The sequence below is a fragment of the Catenulispora pinistramenti genome, assembly GCF_018274385.1.
Taxonomy (GTDB): Bacteria; Actinomycetota; Actinomycetes; order Streptomycetales; family Catenulisporaceae; genus Catenulispora; species Catenulispora pinistramenti.
Genome location: NZ_JAAFYZ010000126.1, coordinates 14,761 through 29,457, shown reverse-complemented (window position 1 = coordinate 29,457; position 14,697 = coordinate 14,761). Strand labels below are relative to the sequence as shown.

General features: G+C 70.0%; 14 protein-coding genes. 3 read left to right on the top strand and 11 right to left on the bottom strand.

Annotated elements, in window-relative coordinates:
- Nucleotides 1-16: 16 nt before the first annotated feature.
- The 3 genes from KGQ19_RS29930 to KGQ19_RS29920 form a co-directional block, all read right to left on the bottom strand.
- On the bottom strand, nucleotides 17-781 hold the full coding sequence (locus tag KGQ19_RS29930; protein WP_230419662.1) for a class I SAM-dependent methyltransferase: 765 nt from the start codon (nucleotides 779-781) through the stop codon (nucleotides 17-19).
- A gap of 74 nt (nucleotides 782-855) precedes the next feature.
- Nucleotides 856-1,176 carry an Rv1322 family protein gene (locus tag KGQ19_RS29925; protein WP_194894968.1) on the bottom strand — a complete coding sequence of 107 codons (321 nt, stop codon included), beginning with the start codon at nucleotides 1,174-1,176 and terminating at the stop codon, nucleotides 856-858.
- An 87-nt stretch (nucleotides 1,177-1,263) separates the two neighbouring features.
- Entirely contained in the window at nucleotides 1,264-3,054 is a 1,791-nt protein-coding gene (locus KGQ19_RS29920; protein ID WP_212015105.1) for a 3-hydroxyacyl-CoA dehydrogenase family protein, read from the bottom strand.
- A gap of 146 nt (nucleotides 3,055-3,200) precedes the next feature.
- Between KGQ19_RS29920 and KGQ19_RS29915 the strand changes: the two genes are divergently transcribed.
- Nucleotides 3,201-4,175, top strand: coding sequence for an LLM class flavin-dependent oxidoreductase (locus KGQ19_RS29915; protein ID WP_212015103.1), 975 nt, complete (start codon nucleotides 3,201-3,203; stop codon nucleotides 4,173-4,175).
- A 191-nt stretch (nucleotides 4,176-4,366) separates the two neighbouring features.
- Here KGQ19_RS29915 and KGQ19_RS29910 read toward each other — a convergent pair whose 3' ends face one another.
- The 4 genes from KGQ19_RS29910 to nucS all read right to left on the bottom strand — a co-directional run bounded on the left by KGQ19_RS29910 (nucleotide 4,367) and on the right by nucS (nucleotide 6,372).
- Nucleotides 4,367-4,771 (bottom strand): SCO5389 family protein, encoded by a 405-nt coding sequence (locus tag KGQ19_RS29910; RefSeq protein WP_212015101.1) that lies wholly within the window; start codon nucleotides 4,769-4,771, stop codon nucleotides 4,367-4,369.
- Nucleotides 4,772-4,917: 146 nt separating this feature from the next.
- Entirely contained in the window at nucleotides 4,918-5,262 is a 345-nt protein-coding gene (locus tag KGQ19_RS50110; RefSeq protein ID WP_230419661.1) for a hypothetical protein, read from the bottom strand.
- A 156-nt stretch (nucleotides 5,263-5,418) separates the two neighbouring features.
- Nucleotides 5,419-5,622 (bottom strand): hypothetical protein, encoded by a 204-nt coding sequence (locus tag KGQ19_RS50105; RefSeq protein WP_230419660.1) that lies wholly within the window; start codon nucleotides 5,620-5,622, stop codon nucleotides 5,419-5,421.
- Between the two features lie 72 nt (nucleotides 5,623-5,694).
- Complete coding sequence (gene nucS / locus KGQ19_RS29900; RefSeq protein ID WP_212015099.1) at nucleotides 5,695-6,372, bottom strand: endonuclease NucS; 678 nt, start codon at nucleotides 6,370-6,372, stop codon at nucleotides 5,695-5,697.
- Nucleotides 6,373-6,778: 406 nt separating this feature from the next.
- On the opposite strand from nucS, the gene KGQ19_RS29895 reads away from it, so the two are divergent.
- Nucleotides 6,779-7,105 carry a hypothetical protein gene (locus KGQ19_RS29895; RefSeq protein WP_194894978.1) on the top strand — a complete coding sequence of 109 codons (327 nt, stop codon included), beginning with the start codon at nucleotides 6,779-6,781 and terminating at the stop codon, nucleotides 7,103-7,105.
- Between the two features lie 147 nt (nucleotides 7,106-7,252).
- On the opposite strand, the gene KGQ19_RS29890 is transcribed toward KGQ19_RS29895, so the two are convergent.
- Both KGQ19_RS29890 and KGQ19_RS29885 read right to left on the bottom strand, forming a co-directional pair.
- Nucleotides 7,253-8,392, bottom strand: a complete 1,140-nt coding sequence (locus KGQ19_RS29890; protein ID WP_212015091.1) for a DNA topoisomerase subunit B — start codon at nucleotides 8,390-8,392, stop codon at nucleotides 7,253-7,255.
- Nucleotides 8,393-8,692: 300 nt separating this feature from the next.
- The gene (locus KGQ19_RS29885; RefSeq protein ID WP_230419666.1) at nucleotides 8,693-10,648 is read right to left on the bottom strand and encodes a methylmalonyl-CoA mutase family protein; all 1,956 of its coding nucleotides are present in this window, start codon (nucleotides 10,646-10,648) and stop codon (nucleotides 8,693-8,695) included.
- A 264-nt stretch (nucleotides 10,649-10,912) separates the two neighbouring features.
- Here KGQ19_RS29885 and KGQ19_RS29880 point away from each other — a divergent pair, with 264 nt between their 5' ends.
- The gene (locus tag KGQ19_RS29880) at nucleotides 10,913-12,319 is read left to right on the top strand and encodes an MFS transporter (RefSeq protein ID WP_212015087.1); all 1,407 of its coding nucleotides are present in this window, start codon (nucleotides 10,913-10,915) and stop codon (nucleotides 12,317-12,319) included.
- A gap of 103 nt (nucleotides 12,320-12,422) precedes the next feature.
- Here KGQ19_RS29880 and KGQ19_RS29875 read toward each other — a convergent pair whose 3' ends face one another.
- Entirely contained in the window at nucleotides 12,423-13,274 is an 852-nt protein-coding gene (locus tag KGQ19_RS29875; protein WP_212015085.1) for a 3-hydroxyacyl-CoA dehydrogenase family protein, read from the bottom strand.
- Between the two features lie 98 nt (nucleotides 13,275-13,372).
- The gene (gene murA / locus KGQ19_RS29870; protein WP_212015083.1) at nucleotides 13,373-14,689 is read right to left on the bottom strand and encodes a UDP-N-acetylglucosamine 1-carboxyvinyltransferase; all 1,317 of its coding nucleotides are present in this window, start codon (nucleotides 14,687-14,689) and stop codon (nucleotides 13,373-13,375) included.
- Nucleotides 14,690-14,697: the final 8 nt, after the last annotated feature.

The following is a 14,697-nucleotide window of genomic DNA, read 5'->3' as shown; positions in this document are numbered from 1 at the left end:
CCCCACACCTCACCCCTCACCCCCCAGACTTGCGCGCCTCAATCAAGAACCGCCGCGAGTAAGCCACAAACGACCCCTCACGCTCAATGTGCTCATGCATCCGCAGCAGGTCATCGCGATACTTCTCGACGCTGAAGTCCGGCACGAACCAGATCACCTTGCGCAGGAAGTAGACCATGGCGCCGATGTCGAAGAACTCCATCTTCAGTTCGGCCTCCTGCAGGTCCACCACCTCCAGGCCGTTCTTCGCCGCCTCGGCCCGGGCCAGTGCCGGCTCGCGGAAGCCCTTGCCGGTGGGCTTGGGGCCGAGGAACCACTCGTAGACCTCGTGGCCGCTGTCCGGGCCGATGTGCTGGGAGAAGTAGGTGCCGCCGGGGGCCAGGACCCGGGCGATCTCGCGCCAGTGGGCCATCACCGGGTGGCGGCTGGTGACCAGGTCGAAGGCGTTGTCGGCGAAGGGGAGCGGGGGTTCGTCCTCGTCGGCGACGATCACCACGCCCTTCTCGCGCAGGTTCGCCTGGGCCACCTCGATGTTCGGCGGCCAGCCCTCGGTGGCGACCATCGCGCCGGAGGCGCGCTGCGGCACCCCGGCCAGTACCTCGCCGCCGCCGGTCTGGATGTCCAGGTGCAGGTGCGCGCGGCCGATGCGCTCGCCCATCTGGCGCTGGTAGCCCCACGGCGGGCGCTCCTCGGTGGCGCGGCCGTCGAGCCAGGAGAAGTCCCAGCCGCTGACGTCGACCGCCTCGGCCTGCGCGATCATTTCCTCGAATGTGCGGTCCATGGCGGACATGATCGCGGGTCGCGGGCCGCTCGCCAAGCGGCGGGGGTTCGCCGCGTCCTTACTTTGTCGAAGTGTTACCTCGCGCGCCGCCGCCCGCGCGCGTTCCAGCAAGGCGTGTGCCAGTGCCGCCGATCGTGCACGCCCTGGCCGTAGTCGTCCCTCGGCCAGGCCACGAGATGCGGCACCCCGGCCCGGATCTCCTGATCACAGCCCGGGCACCGGTACACCTTCTGCGCGGCCTGGCCGGGAATCCCTCGTACGGCCCAGTCCCGGCCGTCGGGCCCGGGCTCGATGCGGTCGAAGCCCAGGACCCGGGAGGCCATCCGCGCGCTGGCGCCGTCCCGCTCCTCGTCGGGGACGTCGGAGCGGCGGGGCGGGCGGCGGCGCGGGCTCATGTCTCCAGGGTAGTAAACGCCCACGCGCCGCGGTCCACGCGCCCCGGCCCGTTTGTCAACCGGATATTCGATGCGGCGCCCGCACGGTCAGCGGGAGCTGTAGTCCCGGAACCCGCGACCCGCCTTACGTCCCAGGTATCCCGCGGTCACCAGGTGTTCCAGCAGCGGCGCCGGCGCGAACCCGGGCTCGCGGAACTCCAGGTAGAGCACGCGCTGGATGGCCAGCGAGACGTCCAGGCCGACCACGTCCAGCAGCTCGAACGGGCCCATCGGGTAGCCGCAGCCGCGCTTCATCGCGGTGTCGATGTCGTCGGCGGTGGCGTAGTGCGCCTCCAGCATCTTCACCGCGTCGTTCAGGTACGGGAACAGCAGCGCGTTCACGATGAACCCGGCCCGGTCCCCGCAGTCCACCGCGACCTTGCCGAGCTTGGCGCACACCGCGTGGACGGTGGCGGCCACGTCGTCCGCGGTCGTCACCGTGCGCACCACCTCGACCAGCTTCATCACCGGCGCCGGGTTGAAGAAGTGCACGCCGACCACGTCGGCCGGGCGCCGCGTGGCCATCGCGCACTCGATGACCGGCAGCGAGGAGGTGGTGGTGGCCAGCACCGCGCCGGGCTTGCACAGCCGGTCGAAGTCGGCGAACAGCGCGCGCTTGACCTCCAGGTCCTCCACGACGGCTTCTACCACCAGGTCGCAGTCGGACAGATCGGCCAGGTCCGTGGTCCCGTGCAGCCGGGCCAGCGCGGCGTCCCGGTCCGGCCCGGTCAGCTTGCCGCGCTGCACCGCCTTCTCCAGCGACCGGGTGATCGCCGCGCGCGCCGCGTCCACCTTGGCCGTGGCCCGGGCGACCAGCACGGTCTCGTATCCGGCCTTGACGCAGACCTCCGCGATGCCACTGGCCATCGTGCCGGAGCCCACGACGCCGATCCGGTTCACCTCGCGCACCTGCGCGCCGGACCGACCGCGGCCCTCGCCCGCCGGGGTCTGGTCGTCCTCGACCACCACCGGGGAGTCAGGGCCCTCATAGGTGTAGAAGCCGCGGCCGGTCTTGCGGCCCAGCAGGCCGGCGGTGGCCATCTGCTTCAGGATCGGCGCCGGGGCGTGCAGCCGGTCCCGCGACTGCCGGTACATCGTGTCCAGGATCTCGTAGGCGGTGTCGACGCCGATCAGGTCCAGCAGCGCCAGCGGTCCCATCGGCAGGCCGCAGCCGAGCTTCATCGCGGTGTCGATGTCCTCGCGGGTGGCGTACTTCTGCTCGTACATCGCCACCGCGTGGTTCAGGTAGCCGAACAGCAGCGCGTTGGCGATGAAGCCGGCCCGGTCCCCGCAGGTGACGTCGTCCTTGCCGAGCCGGCGCACCAGCGCCTCGACGTCGTCCACCACCTCGGGGTCGGTGACCACGGTCCGCACGACCTCGGCCAGCCGCATCACCGTCGCCGGGTTGAAGAAGTGCACCCCGACCACCCGCGAGGGCCGCGCGGTGGCCACCGAGATCTCGGTGACCGACAGTGCCGAGGTGTTGGTCGCCAGGATGGTCTCCGGCGGGCAGATGGCGTCCAGCCGCTGGAAGACCGAGCGCTTGAGCTCCAGGTCCTCCGGCACGGCCTCGACGACCAGCTCGGCGGCGGCCAGGTCGTCCAGCGCGGTGCTGAACGACACCCGGCCGGCCAGCTCCTCGGCCTCGGCGTCGGTCAGCTTGCCGCGCTTGACCGCGCGGGCCACGGAGGTCTGCAGGTGGCCATGGCCGCGGGCCACACCGGCCTGGTCGACCTCCACGCCGATGACCCGGATGCCGTTGCGCGCCATGACTTCGGCGATGCCGGCGCCCATCGTGCCCAGGCCGACAACGCCGACTGTGGTGAACTCGCGGGGCATAGAAACCGTCTCCTTGAGTTTTGGGTGACTCGCAGCTACCAGAGGGATCGAGTCTGCGGTTACTCGCCAGTATCTACGCGACACCCCCGATCTGACAGCACCTTCTTGCCTGTGAGACCGCCCACATGGGTTACACACTGGTAGGCATGCGCATCGGCGTCTTTCTATTGGCAGCGGGTTTTCCGGGCAGTTCGGCGGAGCAGGCGCTCCGGGCCGCGCTGGACTACGGCGTCGCCGCCGAGGACGCCGGGTTCGACGACGTCTTCATGGCCGAGCACCACTTCATGCCCTACGGCACCTGCCCTTCCGCTCTCACTTTCGCCGCCCTGCTGGCCGGCCGCACCCGGAGCATCGGGGTCGGCACCGCCGTGACGGTCCTGTCCACCGCGCATCCGGTGGCGGTGGCGGAGCAGGCGGCGATGCTCGACGTGCTCACCGGCGGGCGCTTCACGCTGGGCGTCGGGCGGGGCGGGCCGTGGGTGGATCTGGAGGTGTTCGGCACCGGGATGGCGGGGCTTTCGCGGCGGGCGTTCGCCGAGGCGCTGGATGTGCTGTGCGCGTGGGGATCGCAGGACGCTGTCGCCTTCGACGGCGAGTTCCACCGGTTCCGCCAGGTACCGGTGGTGCCGCGTGGCGGGCCGCGGATGCTGGTGGCGTGTACGTCCCCTGAGAGCCTGCGGATGGCGGCCGACCGCGGATTGCCGATGCTGCTCGGGATGCACGCCGACGACGTCGAGAAGGCGGCGATGGTGCGGATATACGGCGCTCCCGCGCCCCACGCCTCGGTGGTGGTCGCCCAGGTCGCCCCGTCACGCGGCCAGGGGGTCAGCCTTCTGCGACAGGCGATGCCGACCTGGCTGCGTCCCGGGCTGGCCGCGCACGTCCGCTTCGACGGCGTGTCGGCCCCGATGCGCGATCCGGACGACTATGCCGAGCACCTGACGGCGATCCACCCGGTCGGGCCGGCTTCGTATTGTGCGGAACGGATTCTGGAGTCCCGCCTGGCCACCGGTATCGAGCACGTGCTGTTGTTCGTCGAGGGCGGCGGCCCCGAGCACACCCTGACCAATATCAAAGCTCTGGGAAGCTCGGTGCTCCCCCTGCTGCGCGCGGCGGGCTGAGGCGCTCAGGCTCGAAGCCCACGCGGTGGCGTGAAGCAAAAAGAAGGGCCGGTGGCGTCCTCTGCCCCCTGGGACGCCACCGGCCGTTCGCAAGTCCTCCGGCCTCGATTCGGGAGCCCGCACCAGCCCGTGAATCAGTACGGCTCCATCCGCACCCGAACCGTCCCCACCAGCTCCGCAGGACCCGCGGCTCAGCAGTCGCGCAGCAGCGGCGACTGATTCAGCAGCTGGGACCGGACCGAGGTGAAGGTGCTGTAGACATCAGAGTCCTCAGCGGTCCCGGAGGGGAACACCGCGACCCGGTGGCAGTTCTGGAACGCCAGCCGCACCCCGAAGTGCCGTTCCAGGCAGCCGCGGATGGCGTCGCTGGCCAGGGCCCGCAACAGCTGCCCGCGGGCCTGCTCGTCCGGCGGCGGCGTGGTGTTGTCCACGAAGCCGGTCGCACCGGCGCCGTCCACGTGCAGCCGCGTCGACAAGTCGCTGACCATCCGCCACGCGTACGGCAGCGAGTCCCGCACACAATCGGCGAACTGCTGGTCGGAGACCTCGCCGCGTTCAGCGGCGTCAAGCAGCTCCGGGGAAACATCGAGGGACATATCAGGGGACTCCTCCCGGTAGGGGATACACCTAGAGGCATGGCCCATCCAGGAGGTCTTCTAACCTGTCGGGGCGAAGGCTTTCAAAACGCCATCAGCACACGACTGATGTCCAACCTCTTGCATCACACCAGCACAGCGGGCCGTCAGTGGTAGCCGACCGCGTGCAGCCGAGCCTTGTAGAACTCCGCGCCGTACGACAACCCGCGGGTGAAGAAACGCGCGCCGGCGGCATTGAAGAACTGCACATCCGGGTTGACCCAGTCGCGGCTGTCGCCGTGGTACGTCTTCCCCGTGCTCTGCACCCAGAACGCCTCTCCCGAGGAGTGCTGGCTGAACGACTTCACCGCGTGGTCGGCGTGCACCGTGCTCACCGCGTGCGTGGTCTTGTTGATCGCGACCACCGCGCTGCTGTGGCTGACCAACAGGATCCCGCTGTCCTTGTAGGACGCGTCGAGGCTGTGCCCGAGGTTCCCCGAGCCGATCGACACGTCGACCCCGCCGACCAGCCGGGTGTTCCGATAGCTGCCGCTGACCTGATACGAGGTCGCCTTGCCCTGCCCGACCGCCCAGAGGCGGTTGTGGACGTCGTCGTACCAGAGCCCGTGCGCACCGGGGAAGCTGATCGTCTGGACCAGGGCCGAACTTCACGTCCGACAGGTTCGCCCAGCCACCGCCGCCGGGCGACCACACCCGGCCGCCGAGGAGTAGATCTGGACCTGGTTCCGGTACTGCTCGCAGACGGCGACGTCATAGCTCGCGGCGGCCTGGGCCGTACCCTCGGCCAGCCAGAGGGCGGCCGGTGCCGATACCGCGCCTACGAGCAGGGTCCTTCTGCTGAGTCTCATCATCGCTCCCGTTGTCCGGCGAACCGTCGCCGGATCCATTGGAGCAGGATTCTGATTCAGAACAAGGACTCTGATTCAGAACAGGCGCGAACTCGGGTCGTCCATCCCGCGCAGCACCTCGTAGTCCAGCACCGCGCACTCGATCCCCCGGTCCGCGGCCAGCGTCCGGGCCTGCGGCTTGATCTCCTGCGCCGCGAACACCCCGCGCACCGGGGCCAGCAGCGGGTCGCGGTTCAGCAGTTCCAGGTACCGCGTCAACTGCTCGACGCCGTCGATCTCGCCGCGCCGCTTGATCTCCACCGCGACGTGCGCCCCGTCGGAGTCGCGCGCCATGATGTCCACCGGCCCGATCGCGGTCGGGTACTCGCGCCGCACCAGGGTCCAGCCGCTGCCCAGGGTCTCGATCTGCTCGGCGAGCAGTTCCTGCAGGTGCGCCTCGACCCCGTCCTTCTGCAGGCCGGGGTCCACGCCGAGTTCGTGGCTGGCGTCCAGTTCGACGTCCTGGAGCGTGATCACCAGCCGCTCGCCGGCCTTGTTGGTGACCGTCCAGATCACGCGGCCGTCCTCGTCGCGCTCGGACTCCTTGAGCACGCAGGGCGGCGACATCCAGTTGAGGGGCTTGTACGCGCGGTCGTCGGCGTGGATCGAGACGCTGCCGTCCGCCTTCACCATCAGCAGCCGCTTGGCCTCCGGGAGGTGCGAGGAGAGCCGGCCGGCGTAGTCGACGGTGCAGTGGGCGATGACGATGCGCATGGGATCGGAGCCTACCAACGCGAGAGCCCCGCGCCGCGCACCCCAGAGTCAATGGGTAACCAGACGACTACCCGCCCGGCGGGAAAACGTAGCTCGGGATTCCTCAGCTGAACGGTTCCTCAACGCCACCGCGGGTCTTCCCCCGACGTTCATCTTGCGATGCACGCACGTTGCGATCGCAGGGGTTCCCCTATCACAGTACTAGTCCTGAGTACGCACATCGCCGTAACCCGTTCTCGCTGTTGCCGCTATTATTCAGCACGACGCGCTGCTAACCCGTACTCATGTCCGTCACGGAAGGGCGTGAAGGAAGAGCGGGGCAGGCCGCGAGCTAACACTGAGAGCACGCATACGCCTCGTCGATAGTGTCGATGGGCGCCGTTTCGACGCGAGGAGTCGCAGACCGATGAGTTTCATAGCCAAGGCTCTCGAGATCACCGAGAAGAGCTTCGATGGCGCGGTGGAGGCCGCTGAGGAGTGGAGCGCCCACCGGCACGGCGCGAAGCTGTTCATGAAGCTGGGCATCGCCTACTACGCCGAGCAGCGCCTGGAAGGCCACCACGAGCCGGTCGAGCGCATCCTGGACGCCCTCGACGGCCACGCCGCCGAGCACGGCGAGACCGGCCTGGACCACCTGCGGGCCGCGCACGAGGTGCTGGGCCGCGAATTCGCCGGCGAGCACCACCCGGACGCCATCGCGGAGAAGGAAGCCGCTGAGAAGGCGGACGCCTGATTCCGAGCCGCTATAAGTCCGGCATCGCCCGGCCCGTCGCTCGAAAAAGCGTTCAAATAAATCGGCGTCCTTCCCTAGGGGATATCCCCGGGAAGGGCGCCGATCGGCGTCCGGGCAAGGACGGACCACAACCCGCAGGGTCCTGATTCAGTGGCGCGCCATGATCTGCCCGACGATGGCCGCGGCCGCTTGCGGATGTCCGGTCAGCCAGCCGCCGAGATGTTCCTCGACGGCCTGGGCGACAGCGGGACGCACGCCGGCACCGCCCAACTGGTCGCGGGTGCAGCCTCCGTACTCGGGGTGCTCCAGCTTCACCGACACCACGGCCGTCAAGGCTTCGCAGATCTGCTCGGCACCGAGATCGGGATCCGTTGCCGCCAACAGGCCCTGCGCTCGTGCATAAGTGTTGACCGCAGCCGCTACGCCGTCACGGAAGCCGTTCAGGTGCGTGCCGCCGCCGCGCGTAGGCGCGCTGTTGGTGAAGCTGCGGACGTGCTCCGGGCCGGAGTCACGCCAGCGCAAAGCGATCTCCGTCCGGCCCGCCATCTGCGCGTCGTCCTGCTCGAAGCTGATGATGTCCGGATGGACCGGAGCGGATAGCTGCTCATCGAGGAACGCGACGAGCTCGCGTACACCGTCCGGGAAGTGGAAGCGGGCCGAAGCGCGTTCGGGCGTCTGGCGTTCGTCCACGAGTGAGACATCCAGGCCCGGGTTGAGCCAAGCCAGTTCCCTGAAACGCTCTGCCAGCACGCTGAACGAGAACTCCGTTGTCTGGAAGATGTCGGGGTCCGGCCAGAAGGTGATGACGGTCCCGGTGTCGTCCGCCGGTCCGGCGTCGGTCGGCGGAGCGACCGCGACGCTCCGCACGTACTCCTGGACCCGCCGCCGGCCCTCGCGGCGGACCTCGGCGACCAGCCGGCCGGACACGCCGTTGACGATGGCGAGATCCATCCAGCCGGCATGGATCGCGGGCCCGGGCCGGCGGCCGACCCCTATCCGGGTCAGCTGCTCTTCGAGCCCGGGCTCGTCGTCACCGCCGCCCTCGAAGGGAAGGCCGGGTCCGTCATCGCCGACCCGGACGGCGCCGTCGGCGGTCAACGTCACCTCGAGCAAGCCGGCACGTCCACCGAGCACTTCATCGATCGCCCGGTTCGCCGCCTCGAAAACGACCCAGTGCAGCCCGCGCTCTCCGGTCGAGCCGATGTACATGCCCGGCCGCTTCCGTATGGCTTCCAAACCTTCCAACACCACAATCGAGTCGGCGCTGTAGGTACGATCCTCACTCACGATGTCCCCCTTCGACAGCGTTCCGCGAACTGCCCCAATCCTAGCCGGAATTCAGTGAAAGACCAGGTCATAGCCGGTATCGCGAAGCCCTGAGCGAGTCACTGGATGCCTGTCGGCCGACCCCCGGCATCGGGACTGCGAACCTTCATGAGAGTGCTTATAAGGTGTCGCCGGAGCCCGCTGAGGCACTATTCCGGGCAGCTCGCCGGGCACTTTTTTTGCGGAATCCAAAACGGCGCCCTCCCCCGGGAAATCCCCGGAGAAGGGCGCCGATTCCGCCCGAGCGGCGAGGGAGTCCGCTCAGGCGCTGACCGATCCGGCGCGCCGGATCTCTTCGACGATGGTGTGCAGGATCTGCGTGATGCCGAAGTCCTTCGGGGTGAACACCGCGGCGACGCCGGCTTCGCGCAGGGCCCGGGCGTCGGCGTCCGGGATGATGCCGCCGACCACCACTGGGATCGCGCCGGCGCCGGCCGTGCGCAGTTCGGCCAGTACCTCCGGGACCAGTTGCAGGTGCGAGCCGGAGAGCACCGACAGGCCGACGCAGTGCACGTCCTCGGCCACCGCCGCCGCCGCGATCTGTTGCGGGGTCAGGCGGATGCCCTGGTACACCACCTCGAAGCCGGCGTCGCGGGCCCGGACGGCGATCTGCTCGGCGCCGTTGGAGTGGCCGTCCAGGCCCGGCTTGCCGACCAGGAGCCGCAGCCGGCGGCCGAGTTCGGCAGAGGCCTGATCGACTTCGCGGCGTAGTTCCGCCAGTTCCTCGGACGGGATCGCGGTCCCGGTGGAGCCCGAGACGCCGGTGGGCGCCCGGAACTCGCCGAAGACCTCGCGCAGTACGCCGGTCCACTCCCCGGTGGTGACCCCGGCGCGCACGCAGGCCAGCGTGGCGTCCATCAGGTTGGCCTCGGTCGCGGCCTCCTGACGCAGCCGGGCCAGTGCGGCATCCACCGCCGCGCCGTCCCGCTGCTCCTTCCACGCTTTCAGCGCGGTCACCGCGTGCTGCTCCACGGCCGGGTCCACGGTCTGGATGGCCGCGTCCAGGTCGGCGGTCAGCGGGTTCGGCTCGGTCTCGGTGAACTTGTTGACGCCGACCACCGTGAGCTCGCCGGACTCGATCCTCGCCCGCCGCTCGGCGTGCGCGCCGACCAGCTGCGCCTTCAGATAGCCGGACTCCACCGCCGCCACGACGCCGCCGAGGTCCTGGATGCGCTCGATCTCCGCCCAGGCCGCCGCCGCGATCTCGTCGGTCTTGGCCTCGACCACCTTCGAGCCGGCGAACAGGTCGGGGTACTCCAGCAGGTCCGACTCGTAGGCCAGCACCTGCTGCATCCGCAGCGACCACTGCTGGTCCCAGGGCCGCGGCAGGCCCAGCGCCTCGTTCCAGGCCGGCAGCTGCACCGCCCGGGCCCGCGCGTCCTTGGACAGCGTCACGGCCAGCATCTCCAACAGGATCCGCTGCACGTTGTTCTCCGGCTGCGCCTCGGTCAGCCCGAGGGAGTTGACCTGGACGCCGTAGCGGAACCGGCGCAGCTTCTCGTCCGTGACGCCGTAGCGCTCGCCGGTGATGCGGTCCCAGAGCCCCGCGAAGGCCCGCAGCTTGCACATCTCCTCGACGAAGCGCACCCCGGCGTTGACGAAGAAGGAGATGCGGCCGACCACCTTTCCGAAGTCTTCCGGCGCCACCTGCCCGGAGTCGCGCACGCCGTCCAGCACGGCGATCGCCGTCGACAGCGCGTAGGCGACCTCCTGCACCGGCTGCGCGCCGGCCTCCTGCAGGTGGTAGGAGCAGATGTTGATCGGGTTCCACTTCGGCAGGTTCGCCACGGCGTAGGCGATGGTGTCGGTGATCAGCCGCAGCGAGGGGCCGGGCGGGAAGACGTAGGTCCCGCGCGACAGGTACTCCTTGACGATGTCGTTCTGCGTGGTGCCGGCCAGTGCGGCCAGGTCCGCACCCTGCTCCTCGGCGACCACCTGGTACAGCGCCAGCAGCCACATCGCCGGGGCGTTGATGGTCATCGAGGTGTTCATCCGCTCCAGCGGGATGCCCTCGAACAGCGCGCGCATGTCGCCCAGGTGCGCGACCGGCACGCCGACCTTGCCGACCTCCCCGCGGGCCAGGACCGAGTCCGGGTCGTAGCCGGTCTGGGTGGGCAGGTCGAAGGCCACTGACAGGCCGGTCTGCCCCTTGCTCAGGTTCCTGCGATACAGGGCGTTGGACTCCGCCGGGGTGGAGTGGCCGGCATAGGTCCGCATCACCCAGGGGCGGTCTGGCTCGAAAGATCTGCCGCGCTCGGTCACGGGGGCTCCCAAGGTGGATGGTGTCGCCGCCCGGCAGGTGGGGTCGGCGCCTTGGTCCGGAGCCTACTGACGGGTAACCGGAGTGTCACCGGTGAGTTTGCGCACACCCGGCACCCGGTCCCGGGTGGGTTTATATCTCGACATCAAGCTTCTTGACATCGAGTGACTTCCTCCGTCACACTCCAGGAGGATCTGCGGGGCTGACACTAGGGGTGGTACATGGGGCTGCGGAGGAGCCAATCGGCGAACGGTGGCATCGGAGCCGGCGGCACGGGGCGCCGGACCGGCGCCGCCCCGGCCGCCGCCGACGCCCCGAAACGCACCGGAACCCTGGCCCAGCTGCGTAACCCACCTGGCGGACAGGACTCCCGCCGGATGCTCGCGGCGCTGTTCCTGGACCGGGCCGGGAACGGCGTGTGGAACTCGGCGCTGGTGCTGTACTTCACGGTCGTCGCGCACCTGAGCGCCGGACGGATCGGCCTGCTGCTGGGCATCGCGGGTCTGGTCGGCATCGCCGGCCCGCCGATCGCCGGACATCTGGCCGAACGGCTGCCGGTGCGCACGATCCTGGTGGCGTGCCACTTGATCAGGGTACTGACACTGTGCTCGGTGCCGCTGTGCCACGGCTTCGTACCGCTGTTGGCGGTCACCACCGCGACCACGTTGTGCGACCGCGGATCGAAGACGATGGAGATCGTGTTCGCCGGCCAGACGGCCGGGGCGCAGCGCGCGACGTACCGGGCGCTCTCGCGGGTGGTGATGAACGCGGCGTACGCGCTGGGCGCGGGGATCGCGGCGATCGCGGTGGCGGTCGGGACCGGGACGATGTACGAGGCGGTGGTGGTCGGGAACGGGGTGTCGTACCTGGCGGTGGCGGCGTTGGTGCTGCGGACGAGTCGGCGGGCACCGGTGGCGGCGACTCCGGCGGCGGCTGGCAGCCAGAGCGGCGAGAGCGACGGCGGCCCGAAGAAGGCGCGCGGCCGTAATCCCTGGCGCGATCCGGGCTACCTGCTGTTCGTCCTGCTGGACGTGTTCCTGAACCTGGACGACGCGATCCTGACAGTCGGCGTCCCGCTGTGGGCCCTGACCCGCACCCACGCGCCGCACGCGGTGATCCCGGCGGTCATGGTGATCAACACCCTGATGTGCGTCTTCCTCCAGATGTCGGTCTCGGCCCGGGTGTCCGGAGCCCGAGCCGCGGCGCGCGCCGCATGCTGGTACGGCGTGGCACTACTGGCGGGCTGCGCACTGCTCGCGGTATCCGGACAAGGCGGCGCGCTGCTCGCGACAATCACACTGGTGCTCGCGGCAGTGGTGCTGACGACGGCGGAGCTGGTGCGCTCGCTGGTGTCGTGGGAGCTGGCGGTGTCCCTGGCACCCACGGACGCGCAGGCGTCGTACTTGGGGGTGGCGGGCATGGCACAGGCGCTGGAGCGCTCCGCGGGGCCCGTGGCGCTGTCCAGCGGCGTACTGGCGGCCGGACCGGTGGGGTGGCTCGGGCTAGGCGCGGTGGTGACCGGACTCGGGGTGGTGCAGCGGGTGGCGAGCCTGCGCAGACTGGACCGCAAGGCGGCTGGCGAGGGTGGCGCCGCGGCGGCTGGGGGCGCGGCTACGGCAGTGGCCTGAGTCAAGGCGGTCGCCTGCCAGTATCGGTCTCTCGGCGAACGAAAGCGTCATGATCGCGATACTGGCAGGAAGAGACCGTGGCAGCCGTCGGTTTTCCGCTGTGTCAGTAGCTGTAGAAGCCCTTGCCCGACTTCCGTCCCAGGTCCCCGGCCGTCACCATCCGGTTCAGCAGCTCCGGCGGGCTGAACTTCTCGTCCTGGGTCTCGGTGTAGATGTTCTGGGTGGCGTTGCGCAGGATGTCGACGCCGGTCAGGTCGGTGGTGGCCAGCGGCCCCATCGCGTGCCCGAAGCCGAGCTTGCAGGCCAGGTCGATGTCCTCGGCGGTGGCCACGCCCGACTCGTAGAGCTTCACGGCCTCGACCACCAGGGCGGCGATCAGCCGGGTGGTGACGAAGCCGGCCACGTCGCGGTTCACCACGATGCAGGTCTTGCCGACCTCCTCGGCGAAGGCGCGGGCCCGGGCCAGGGTCTGGTCGGAGGTCTTGTAGCCGCGGACCAGTTCGCACAGCTGCATCATCGGCACCGGGGAGAAGAAGTGGGTGCCGACCACGTCCTGCGGGCGGGAGGTGACCGCCGCGATCTGGGTGATCGGGATCGCGGAGGTGTTGGTGGCCAGGACCGCGCCGGGCTTGGCCAGCTTGTCCAGCTCGCGGAAGATGTCCTGCTTGACGTCCACGTTCTCGAAGGCCGCCTCGACGATCACGTCGGCGTCGGCGACCGCCTCGGCCAGGTCCGTGGTCGTGGTGATGCGCCCCAGCGCCGCCTGGACCTCCTCGGGCGTGTAGCGGCCCTTGGAGGCGAACTTCTCCAGCGAGGCGCGGATGCCGTCGACGCCGCGCTTGAGCGCCGCGTCGGTCACGTCGCGGATCGCCACGTCGTACCCGGCGGCCGCGGCCACCTGCGCGATCCCCGAACCCATCAGACCGGCGCCGATGACGGCCAGCTTCTTCGACACTGCGCTACCTCGTGCTTCACAAGGGGTGATTTGCTAGGACGTCCAAAAAGATAACGCGGACGCGGCCGGGCCCGGCGCGGACGGCGGCGTAACGCTCGTCACGGGTACGGGTCGGGGTCCGGCTCCCGCTCGATCTGCGCGCCGAGCGAGCGCAGCTGCGTCACCAGGCCCTGATACCCGCGGTCGATGTGCCGGACGTCGGAGACCGTGGTGTGCCCGTCGGCGACCAGCCCGGCCAGCACCAGCCCGGCCCCGGCCCGGATGTCGGTGGCCCGCACCGGCGCCCCGGACAGCTTCTCGACGCCGCGCACGATCGCGTGGTGCCCCTCGGTGCGCACCGACGCGCCGAGCCGGGCCAGCTCCTGGAGGAAGACGAAGCGCGCGTCGAACAGGTTCTCGGTGACCATCGAGGTGCCCTCGGCGATCGAGTTCATCGCGGCGAACAGCGGCTGCAGGTCGGTGGCGAAGCCCGGGTAGGGCAGCGTGATGATGTCCACGGCCCTTGGCCGCCGGTCCATCGACACCCGGAAGCCGGTCTCGTCCGGGACCACGGTCGCGCCGGCCTGGGTCAGCTTGTCCAGCGCGATCTCCAGGTGCGCCGCGTTGCCGCCGTCGACCCGCACGTCGCCGCGGGTCATGGTGGCCGCGACCGCGAACATCCCGGCCACGATCCGGTCGGCGACCACCTGGTGCGGCGAGGGGGCCGGGGACAGGGTGTCGACGCCCTCGATGACCAGCGTCGAGCTGCCGGCGCCGTCGATCTTGGCGCCCATCGAGGCCAGCAGCGAGCAGATGTCGACGATCTCCGGCTCGCGCGCGGCGTTGTCGATCACCGTGGTCCCGCGGGCCAGCACGGCGGCCATCAGGATGTTCTCGGTGGCCCCGACGCTGGGGAAGTCGAGCAGGATGCTGGCCCCGGTCAGGCCGTCCTTCGCGGTGGCGACCAGGAAGCCGTGCTCCTGCGAGATGTCGGCGCCCAGCCGCTCCAGCCCGTCGATGTGCATGTCCAGCCCGCGCGAGCCGATGGCGTCCCCGCCGGGATAGGAGACCTTCGCCTCCCCCTGCCGGGCCAGCAGCGGGCCCAGCACGCAGATCGAGGCCCGCAGCCGGCGCACCAGGTCGTAGTCGGCCTCGGTGCGCGGAACGGCCGGCACGTCGATGACGATGGCCGAGCCCTTCTGCGGCCCGTCCTCCCGCTCCGGCCCCGGCTCCCAGTCCAGCCGCACATCGCAGCCCAGGCGGCGCAGCAGCTCGGCCATCAGCTCCACGTCCAGGATGCGCGGGACACCGCGCAGCTCGGTCCGGCCCTCGGCCAGCAGGGCGACCGCCATCAGCTTCAACGCGCTGTTCTTCGCACCGCACACCGCGATCTCGCCCGCCAGGCGGGCCCCTCCGGCAACTCTGAATCGCTCCACGGACGGCC